At 58.4% G+C, this 10741-nt stretch carries 4 protein-coding genes and 1 pseudogene; 2 read left to right on the top strand and 3 right to left on the bottom strand.

All coding sequences use genetic code 11. The annotated features are described in order from the left end of the window. The first annotated feature begins 407 nt into the window (after positions 1-407). Positions 408-1361, top strand: a complete 954-nt coding sequence (locus tag ACMUVN_RS33140) for a DUF4238 domain-containing protein (RefSeq protein WP_414816041.1) — start codon at positions 408-410, stop codon at positions 1359-1361. Positions 1362-1516: 155 nt separating this feature from the next. Here the strand turns inward: ACMUVN_RS33140 and ACMUVN_RS33135 are convergent, their stop codons facing one another. The 3 genes and pseudogenes from ACMUVN_RS33135 to ACMUVN_RS33125 all read right to left on the bottom strand — a co-directional run bounded on the left by ACMUVN_RS33135 (position 1517) and on the right by ACMUVN_RS33125 (position 10153). Next, entirely contained in the window at positions 1517-2182 is a 666-nt protein-coding gene (locus ACMUVN_RS33135) for a hypothetical protein (RefSeq protein WP_414816040.1), read from the bottom strand. A gap of 69 nt (positions 2183-2251) precedes the next feature. Beyond that, the gene (locus tag ACMUVN_RS33130; RefSeq protein WP_017969063.1) at positions 2252-3634 is read right to left on the bottom strand and encodes a helix-turn-helix domain-containing protein; all 1383 of its coding nucleotides are present in this window, start codon (positions 3632-3634) and stop codon (positions 2252-2254) included. Positions 3635-4168: 534 nt separating this feature from the next. Continuing rightward, positions 4169-10153: pseudogene (locus ACMUVN_RS33125) on the bottom strand (DUF3320 domain-containing protein). A 153-nt stretch (positions 10154-10306) separates the two neighbouring features. Between ACMUVN_RS33125 and ACMUVN_RS33120 the strand changes: the two are divergent. After that, positions 10307-10732 (top strand): hypothetical protein, encoded by a 426-nt coding sequence (locus ACMUVN_RS33120; RefSeq protein ID WP_414816039.1) that lies wholly within the window; start codon positions 10307-10309, stop codon positions 10730-10732. The last annotated feature ends 9 nt before the right edge of the window (positions 10733-10741 follow it).

Below are 10741 nucleotides of genomic sequence, written 5' to 3'. Positions count from 1 at the left end.
CGCAGATATCAGCCGTAGATCAAAATCTCCATAGCCTCCGACTGTGGTCCGCGGGTTCCTTCCTCGGGGACTTTCGTACGCCTGGCGGCGCCCGAAACTCTTCACGGAAGCAGAAAGTCCACTGCTAGCACACCCAGGACGTAAACGGACATGCGTGGCCCCAGTGCAACGCTCCGCGATTGGCTCTGAGAGGCAAAATATTGCGGCTTCCCTCAAATTCCTATGCCATCGTTGCACGAATGGCAAACTGATGTGGAGGAGAGACAATCACACGCTGGTAGCAGTCATGAAGGTGAGGGAGACTTTCTGGAGGACGCCTTGACAGAAATATTCGAGGAGCTTAGGGCCAAGCGGGCGGCCGAAATTAAGAAAATCCTGGAGAACGGGGGAAAACCTCCGAAGAAGAAATGACGGCCGACGTCCCCATATTCCATCACTACCTGCCTGGGTTCTACCTCAAGCGTTGGGCCGACGATAAGCAGCGCGTGTGCCGCTACAGTAAGCCCCACAATGAGATCATTGCGCGTATGGTGTCTACAAGGTCCACTGGCGGCGGAAATGGTCTTTACAGTATTCCTGGAGCTCCGGCTGAAGAAGCGCAGCGCGTTGAAATCGAGTTCATGAAGCAACTCGACACGCTCGCTTCGGAAGCCCTCACAATGATTGAGACACGCGACCAGAGGCTCGCTCAGCCGAGATATCGCAGTGCCTGGTCGCGCTTTATAATCTCGCTACTTCTCCGCATGCCTCGCGACATTGATGCGCTCCGGGAAGGCCTGACAAAGGAGATGATAGCCGCCGTTCCTGAACTGGATGCCGAGTACCAACATTTCAAAGCAGACGGCTCGGCCGACAGTTTCTCAGAGTTCCTCAAGACTATCCCTGATCCGGATTGGCAAGGATGGGCGGTCGAACTGCTGCCCACCCTCATTGACCATGAAGGTATCGGGCAGATGATCAATAATATGATCTGGTTTACTCGAACGATTACCAGCGATTACGACTATGTAACGTCGGACAGCCCGGTAACCATGTCCTATAGCCTGGTGAAAGAGGAGGGATACATTTTCCTCCCCATAGGGCCGAAGCTACTGTTCTGCGCGGTGAGCGACCGTGAGACGTTTGAGCGGGTTGAAGCTTACAACGCCATTGAACAACTGCAGAACCTGAATAAGCTGACCATTCGACGTGCGACGGAGTTAGTGTTCGCCCGGGATGAGCGGCACCTACACGAAGTGCGGGAGATGATGGGCACGCGGCCGGGGAAAACGCTGCTCGAACGACTGGTAAAGTACCGGGAACAAAAGCGAGGCTACGAAGTGAAGACGAGCCTGGCGGGCAGGACTGATTCCGCGCCATGATGGGTGCAACGAAAGCCTCCGTTCATCGCTCGCACCTTCTCTGTGGTTCTTCCCTTTCCACCCTTAGTCAATAAGCTCTTCCTCAACGTCGCCGATGGCGCGCGCGTCAAAGGTGCCAAGAATAGGCTTGGGTGCCTCATTTTTCAGCGGCGACGTTAAAAGGTATGCAGCTTGGTGATCTTTGAGAGGTTACCGACATGCAGGATCATCGGATCGGTCGCTGCCTTGCCAGCGGTCACTTCGTCACCATCGTTTTCGAGTGCGCATTCGACATTCTCGACCGCGAATGCGCCCTTTCGGCCCATAACGATCCGATGCTCCTTCTGCCATGCCCAACCCTCTGGCTTGGTGAAAGCAACCCGCTCGGGGAGCGCCCAGTCGGCGCCTGGCGCCGCGGCCAATTTCCGGTAGTCGACCTCACGACTATAGACCCTACGGTCGAGTCTCGAACGCAGCCGGACATGCATCGATATTCGGCCAAACAGGCGGATCGGCTCTTTGATCTCGACACAGAACGGGCATTCGAACTTCGCAGCGATGTTGGGCGACAGCTCAGTGCTCAGGCAATAGACAAAAATGTCGACGGCCTGGACCGAAGAGCGGAACCGCCAGCCTGGCGGCATCTCAACGACAGCGCCATTCTCCTTGGTGAGCACTAGGCCCTCCTCGGGCTCATAGCGCAGCTTGCCGTCGTCCGGGTCGCCGCGCACCAACTCGTCTTCGTAGGCGCGGAAGTAGCTCAAGGGGCGCGCGAAGATCTGGCCCTTGTCGATCAGCGCGCGGGCGTAAGCTTCCTCGGCAAGATACTTATAGAGCGGCATTGTGGCATCGCTGCAACTTCACGCCATTGCGGGCGGTCGGCCAGCCCATCGAAAGCGCCAGAACAAACCTCATAATTTGATGAACCGCGGCGCCAGCCCCGCGACCAGCTCACCGCCGCACTCGGTGAAGCCGAACAGGTTGAGGACCGGACAGGAAAGCTGGGCGACGACCTCGTGCCAATTGGCGGCAAGGACCGGCACGTCCCAGGTACCGATAGTCGTGCGCTGATCGGCGCGCGCATGCCGACCGGGTGACCAATAGATGTCGCCGAAGTCATCAATCTCGCGTCCGGCCAACCCGCGCCAAGTGCATCGAAAGGCGACGCGGCTACCCTCGTATCGCTCGGCCACAATCCGGGCGTGGGTCACCAACTCGGCGGTTTCGCGAACGATTGTTTCAGGGCTGAGCCAAGTGCCGGCCGGTCGCCCCTTCCCCTCGACACTCCGCTGGCGATCTTCGCGATAGGGGCGGATGATGGTTGCCCGACCGTCGACGGCGAAGCGCCAATAGTCGGGCAGGCTGATATCGAAGTCGCCGTCGCCGATGAGATTGCTCTCCAGCACGTCGACCCCGCTACCGTCGTCGAACTCGGGGTGCAGCGCGGCTGCGATCTCAGGCCGCGTGAAGGGATAGAACATGCTCCATCCCGTCCAGACGGTCTGGCGGACGTCGCGGTTCACCTCTGCGAGAACACGCTGCAGCTCGTGCGCCGGGATCGCGATGCCGGTATCGGACAGGATCATATAGCTCAGCTGGCAATGATTGGCCTCGATATCGACTAGCCAGCGTAGCGCGGTCGCCTTCCCAAGGATCGCTCGCCAGCGCGCCTCACTCTCACCATGCCAAGTCTTCAGCCGATCTTCTATTGCGGGCGCGGGTGGTTCGGAGCGGGGCTGAACGGCACGGGCGATATCCGCGAGCAGACTGTCGCGATCGAAGAGAATGCAACGCCGGATCAACGGCTGCCAGTCCTCCACCCCCATCGCCGCTTCGCTCTTTGGACCGGGCTTGCGGACATAGTAGGTGCCGGCCCGGATCCCTTGCGGTTGGCCCTTCGGATCGTGTGGACCATCAGCCTTGGCGCCGATCGGGGTCGATCCGTGCGAGGGCACGCGCACGACCGGATAAATGAGGCCGGCGCTCGACTGAATCAGTTGGACATCGCACTGGAAGGCGGGCGTCAGATATCGGGTGACGACCCGGCCGAATGTATCCCGGCTATATCCTGAAAGGTCCGTCGGCCGGCTAGGCGCGATGCTTTCGTCATCGCGAAAGCCGAAGACGAGATAGCCGCCGCCATGGTTGGCGAGCGCGGCGATATGCCGTGCGAGCTTGGCCTGCGCGACCTTGTCACCAAGGTCGATCCAGTCCTTAAGCTCAATATCGAGCGTCTCGCGCGGATAGTCGACCAAGTCCGTTAGATCACTGCGCCCATCGGTGGTCTTCGCCATCGCTTCCCCATCCGGCACGACTAAAATCAGGCTAGTGCCCTCATTCCCCAACGTCATACATTCTTGGAGAATTTCGCTCTAGTGGCAGCTCTTGGAAAATGTTGCCTGACCTTGGAATGACCAATCTGGGGCGCAAAAGCTGACGTTCAGCGATCTGATCTTCTATTCCGATTGGGCGCCATTGCGAAAGTGAGCGATGCTCGCCTTGAACCAATTCGAACCTAGAACCCTCTCCTCGCGAGAGGCAGTAGTAATATGTCTTTTCAGATACTTGACCAATTCAACGGCAATTATGAGCTGATTCTGTTCGACAAATGGATGCCGCCGAAGTGTCTCTATGGCTGCCATTCTGTCATTTGAAGCACGTTTCCTCCGAGCCTTTGAAAAGCCCGCTGGCGACAGGAAAATACGATAATCTGCTGGTCCCGATGACGTCGTGTCTTGCTTCACGTAAACGGCCGGGCAAGTCGCCCGCGAAATTGCCAAAACGCTTTCCGAGATGAAGATCGCTGGAATGGATGAACCGGAACATGGCTACTCGAATGGTTGGGTGGTTGACACATGCGACCGCGCCAGAGCGAGTGCTTCGTCCAGCCGCGAGCGGGAAACAGCAGCAAGGCGTTCGACACCAAGCAGCCGCGCCAGATCACGCGCCGGATCTGGCTGATCCAGCAGATCTGGATTGTCGGAGACGACGGAGGCGAGTTCCGCAAGCGGTATATCGGCGATCGACCTGCGCGCTTCCTCGCTGGTCGGGTGCCGATAGGGCATGATCTTTGAAACGGTGCCCACCTTCCAGATGAATTCGCCGCTCGACTCCTTTGTCGTGTCATAACCGCGGAGGTGGAGATCTATCCGCTCCCGGATCCGCCCGCCCGTGCGCAACCAGCCATGCGCCCGGGATATACGCTGGGCAAGAATGTCTGCGCGCAACGGGCTCTCGGTTTCGATGACTGCCTCGATCATCCTGCGCAGGGTATCGCGATAGCCAAATTCAAAAAATTGATCTGGCTCGGCTCGGAAACTGGAGAGATCGGTGACCTTGTACTCCCGCTCGTTCGAGGTTCTGTCGCCGACCAAGGTGGGAGTGGGCGGCATGTCCAGAGTTTGAGGCTCGCTAGACAGTGGCCGCGCCTCCACAGATACGCGTTCGGCCTCGAAGGCGATCGGCGGCAACACGATCGGCTCGACTGACGTTGTAACATCGTCGATACGATTTTCTTCGATCCCTTCAACCTCGTGTCCCATATCCCAACGGGTCGCAGCGCTTTCTGTTTTTGCAGCACGACGTGCCCGGCTCTCCTCCAATAGGGCCTCCAGGCTGGCATGAAGGCGTTGGGCGCAGCCTGTGGTATCGAACCACCAATCGGTCGACCAGACGCGGAGGATGTTCCAGCCCAGCCCCCTCAACACCTGTTAGCGGACCTTGTCGCGGTCTCTGGCGGTGGCGGATCGGTGATACGTCGCCCCGTCACATTCGATGCCGGCCAGGAAGGTGCCAGCCAGGTCCGGGTGAGGGATACCGAAATCGATCCGGAAGCCGGAGATGCCGACCTGTGGCACGATACGCCAGCCACGCCGTTCCAGCTGCGCTGCCACGGCCTCTTCAAAAGGAGACTCGAAACCGCCGACAGAGCCGATATCGGCAGCCGGCAGGGCGACCGGTCCGCGCTCGGCATAGTCGAGGAAGGTCTTCAGGTGATGCACGGCCAGAGCCTTAGTGCGTGTCGGGTCGATCTGGTCGGCCGTGAATCCCGAGAACACGACAAGTTCCTGCCGGGCGCGCGTGACGGCGACATTCAGACGTCGTTCGCCACCATCCCGATTGAGCGCACCGAAGTCCATCGTGAGCTTGCCTGCGGCATCCTTCCAGAAGGTGATCGAAAAGAGAATGACGTCTCGCTCATCGCCTTGAACATTCTCCAGATTCTTCACGATCGTAGGCTCGACCCGCTCTTCGGCAAAAAACCACTCGAGTTCCGGCTCGTCACGGCGCGCGGTATCAAGAAGATCGAGGATCAGCGATTGTTGCTGCGCGTTGAAAGTGATCACTCCCAGCGTCGGGCGATCGGTTTCGGGCAGCTTCAGCCATGTCTTCATTCGGGAAACGGCTTCTCTTGCGACAGCATCCGCTTCTGGTCGATTGGTGCGGCTTTTGCCGCGATCATAGACACCCGCTGGTACCTTTCGCAGGTGCACGGCACGGTCTTCGACGACCGGCGACGGAAACGTCACGAGACGGTTCTGATAGTAATGATGATTGGAGAAGGCGATTAGGGACTCGCTTCGGCTGCGATAGTGCCATCGCAAATCGCGCGTTGGGATGCCGGCCGCCTTCGCCTCGTCGAGAATGCTTTCCAAGTCCTTCTCGTGATCAGCGACGTCCTCCTCTTCCTCGTTGCGTCCGAAGAAGTTCGTCGGCGGCAACTGCTTGGGATCGCCGACGATGATCGTCTGGCGGGCCCGCGCGATGGCGCCCACAGCGTCCCAGGTCGTAATTTGCGACGCCTCGTCGAAAATCACAACATCGAACAACGCCTGGTTCGGTGGCAGATACTGAGCGATCGACAAGGGTGACATCAGCATGCAGGGGGCGAGCTTGGAAAAGCTCTGCGGCATCTTGCTGATCATATCCCGTATGGACTGGCTCGGTCGCTGCAACTCCATCTGATAGCGCAGTAGCCCGAGCTCTGAATTGCGGGGAACGCTCTGCACGGGCGGCAAGCCGTGGGCGATCGCACTGATGACGCGCGAGGTCGCGTGTGAACGCACAAGATCGTCGATGTCACGAAATTCACTGATCGCGTTTTCGTGTTGGAAACGCCGAAAGTTTCGCAAGACTGGGTCAGCATCGAGAACCTTCGGAAGCCACCACCTGGCATAACCCAGGCGAAACGCAGCCCGTGTTTCATCAGGTCGGATCGCGCCTGTTTCGATATGTTCGACCAACGACGACAGGTTCGCCTGCATTGCCCGATTTCTGATCCGGCACCAGGCTGACCAATCACGAAGCAGATGCCTCGCACCGACAAGAGCTTCGAGCTTGTCCCTCAGCGTCGCAAGGTCGGCAACATCCTTCTCAAAAAGACTGTCGCGCCCGGCGATCATGCTGAAGCGCCTCTGCGCGTCCTTCAAGCCATCGACCGCCGCCAGCAACCTGTCGCCTGCATGCCGGACCACATCGTCTTCGATCACCGCGCGAAGACACGGCGCAAGAACGCGGAGCGTCGTTCGGGTCTCATCCTGATCGCGGCCCGGAAGTGGGATTGTGGCACGGAGCTCACGAGCGATTTCCAGCACTGCCGCAACGGCTCCGACATCTGTCGCCAGACCACCGACCGGCAGAGGCTTGCCGTTCAAGAGATTCTGGTCGATCGCTGAAAGGCAATCCTTCATGCGGCGCAAAAGAGGGAGATCCCGCTCTGGATCCGCGGAGCCTTGCTCGGCATGGCTCTGGAGCAGCTTCTGAACTTTGCGCTTGCCAAGCATCGCATTCGGCCAGAATGAAGCGCTTGCCTCGCGCCACTGGCGATCCAGGACGTCAGCCTCGAGGTCGCGGACGGCGGCGGCACTGTAGGAAGCAGCCGCCGCCCGCTCTGCTTCGCGATAGGCTTTGATGGAGCTGTCGAGACTTTCCAGCGCTTCAGCACATCGGGCAAAATCCCGATCAAAGACGATCGTGATGTCATGGCCCCGCGATTTCTGTAACACCCTTGCAAGGCCCAACAGTGCCTGCAGTTCGTTTCGCGACAGCCGTTCCTCCGGTTTGAGGCCAAGGCGGGTGACAAATCCGTTCGCCGAGTTGACCAACAGGTCTATCGCATTCAACAGCGACTGTGCGGCCGCCATCACGCCATCCTGCCAACCGGAGCTCCATTCGTTGACATTGATGAGATCGAGTGCCGGCTGACGTTCGACCGAACCGAAGACGAGACCGAGTTCGCTGGCAAGATCTTCGAGCTCGCGTAACGTCTGTGAGTCATGTGCGTCACGTTCCAACCACGACAAGCCTGGTGCCGGCGCCTCCGCAGCCTTGAGAGCGATGCCCAACGCCAGATACGGAGTCCATCCGTTTGAGTAGCGTTTGTGCAGTGCCCCGACATAGGCGTTCAGCTCGTCGCGACGCAACCGAAGGCGCTCGTTGATCGCGATCCATTCGGACGCATCGTTCCGTCCGCCATGCTCCCAGGCCGCTTTCAGCTGACCCAGGAAATGGCGGCGATCCGCCTTGTTCGAGTGCAATTCGACGCAATGATCGCCGAGACCATGCGTACGCAAGCGGCGATAAACGACGTCGAGCGCGGCGGTCTTTTCAGCGACGAAAAGCACCGTCTTTCCAACGGCAAGACAGTTGGCGATCATGTTGGCGATCGTCTGGCTCTTACCCGTGCCGGGCGGACCAACGATGACAAAATCCCGCCCTTCGGCTGCGGCCAAACTTGCCGCTGTCTGCGACGAGTCTGATGGAAGAAGACAGATGATTTCCGCTGGCGCATAAGCCTGATCGAGCTCGCGCTCGTCGCGGAACGTCGTTTCGCCGCTTCCTTCATGAAAGGCCTGTTCAGGCGTATCGATCAAGTGCCGAACAACCCTGTTCTCGCGCAGGGCTTCGGTGCGTTCAACCAGATCCTTCCACATAAGGAATTTGGCGAAGGAGAAGGTCGACAGGGCCGTCTCGTCCAAAACCTCCATCCCCGGAACATCGCGGATTGCCTGGCGCATCAATGCGAGGACGCGCGGTACGTCGATCCCATTGTCGTCGAGCGGCAGGTCGCCGTTGAATTGTGGGAGGGACAGGTCAAAATCCCGTTCCAGAAACTGAAGAAGGGTCGCATTGAAGCGCGGCTCATCCTCGTGGAAGCGGATAGTGAAGCGTGAACTGGCGCTGCGGCGCTCTAGCTTGACGGGGACAAGGAGAAGTGGCGCGCGATAGCTGCGCTCGTCTTCCGGCTTCTTCTTCCACCTTAGGAAACCCACCGCCAGAAAAAGCGTGTTGGCGCCACCCTCGGCAAAATCGTTGCGAACCTGCCGATAAAGGTCGATCAACCGAGTTTCGAGCTGGCGCACGTCGAGTGGCGAGGGCAACTCGTCCCGGAGCAACGCTTCAGCCGCGAAGCCACGCTGGAGATCACGGCCGTGGACATCCCGATAAAGCGCAGCATCCCGTTCGCCGAGCGGGTTCTGCTCAGGCAAGGATATGATACGAATTGCGGCGCCGTTTGCCAGCCGATCTTCAACATAGGCCACGTCCGTGCAAAGAAAGGGGATCGTTTTCTTCGAATCCGGAAAACTGAGCAGTCGATTGCGAAGGGTCAGATCGAGAAGCTTTTTCTGCCATCTGTCGATGCGACCGGCAGCATTGGTGGGCTTCACCTCAACGGTTTCAGCCGGCATCTCTGCGAAACTGGGGGCGGAGGGAAGCGGCAAGTCGGCCACAGGGGCCGAGTCGTCCTCCTGAACATTGCGGCGGATCGGCTCATGTGAGGCAAGCGGCATGATGCCGCCGCTACGCGATCGCCTGACATCAATAGCGGCCAAAAAAGCATGGGCCTCGTCCACTCCAAGCCGGCCGTCCAGGGCCCGAAGCGCGCTTTCAAACGTCATCGCAGGCCGATGTGTCACGCCAGTCGTTTCAAAGACGATCAACTCGCGCGACGCCAGGGCCTTGCGGACCTCCATCTGGTCCGGTTCTACGGCATGCGCGAAGGTTCTCTTCGCAAGCCAGACGCCAACTGCAGCATGCCCTTCGAACATCAAGATGACTGGATTTAATCCGGCAGCTTCAAGCCCGGCCGCGAAAACAAGCGTGGTATCGAGGCAGGTGGCAAGCCGCTCCTCGGTTACCTTGCTCGGTCGCCGAATCTTCTGGCCACGGTTCTCGAAGCTTGCAGGCGGCTCGGCATAGTGCAACCCGATCCCTGCAATCGCTGAGTAGACTGCCGCAGCAAGCATGTAGGCGCGCTGAGGATTTTGTGACTGGTAGCCATCCAATCCACCTGAATGGCCATGTGCATCAAGCCTCTCCGCCGCAATTCGCAGAATCTGGGACACACCGGGATCATTGGGCATGACGAAGGCCGGGAGTAGCTGCACCATGTCGGCAACCCCTCCCCATTCGTCGCGTGCAAGCAGTCTGACGGGAAGGCGCCGCTCGTCCAGAATTTCACCGCCGGAGGACATGCGAAGCGTGATCTCGCCGCGCTCTGCTTCGTTCAGCCCCGAAAGATATCCTGGATCGAAGTCCACTTTTCGATCGGCCAGCACAAGCCGATCCCCCGGCACCAGGCGATCAACGATCCATGACTTCGGCCTCAAGAAAGCTGGCGACGCCGTCAGCTCGATGCGGCAGTTTTCGAAGTGTCTGTCCGTATTGTTCTCAACCAGGATCGACCGGATGACTGGAATTGCGTTCTGGTAGGACGCATAGGTGAAGCAGGCGGCAATATCGGCAACAATAGAAGGATTGTCGGATTTACTGGCCTCCTGGTTCTCCGTCCCACTCATTTCTGAAAACTGCATGGCCATATCCCCCTTACGAGAGATTAGCGACGTTTTTCAACTTTAAGAAGACTAATATTTGAGCCTGAGCAACTTTTTGATTGGTTTTGCCGGGTTATTGGGGCGCAGCCATCAGTTTGGTTTTAGTATCCCTATCTCCGATGGAGTGCGCTTGTGGAGAACTGGATTAAAGCAGCGGCAGGTAGCATCGCCTTGAAAAGAGGCGAACCGGTCGGCGCCGCTCTGAATTTCCACAAGTCATTTTTTACCCGCCAGGCAAATGTGGTCAATGGAACCAACAAGAGTCTTCGCAGAAACCGACGTGATTTTCGATCTGAGAACGCACCGTACCTGAAGACGCTAGCGCGTGATGCCGTATTGCTCCGCAACGCAAATTCGATCTACCAAGCAACCACACAAGACATCTTTGTACAGCGCACCTTTCCAATTATAACGCGAGTTGAACGCAGCTGGCCCTGTTATAGCGGACAAGTCTATATGGCCTGCTGCCGGTTTCATGGACATCGAGTTAAGGTGTTCCTCCTGAAACCGGAGAGCATGAATGCAAAGACGAATATTCAGCCGCGAGTACAAGCTTGAGGCTGTGAA

Source organism: Rhizobium sp. IY2 (assembly GCF_047532935.1).
Taxonomy (GTDB): Bacteria; Pseudomonadota; Alphaproteobacteria; order Rhizobiales; family Rhizobiaceae; genus Rhizobium; species Rhizobium anhuiense.
Note: the sequence above shows the minus strand (reverse complement) of the source record. Positions and strands in the feature narration are given on the sequence as shown.

Coding starts and splice junctions, on each gene's coding strand:
- ACMUVN_RS33130 (WP_017969063.1), bottom strand. CDS start 3,634: ATGGCGAAGACCACCGATGGGCGCAGTGATCTAACGGACTTGGTCGAC.
- ACMUVN_RS33135 (WP_414816040.1), bottom strand. CDS start 2,182: ATGCCGCTCTATAAGTATCTTGCCGAGGAAGCTTACGCCCGCGCGCTG.
- ACMUVN_RS33140 (WP_414816041.1), top strand. CDS start 408: ATGACGGCCGACGTCCCCATATTCCATCACTACCTGCCTGGGTTCTAC.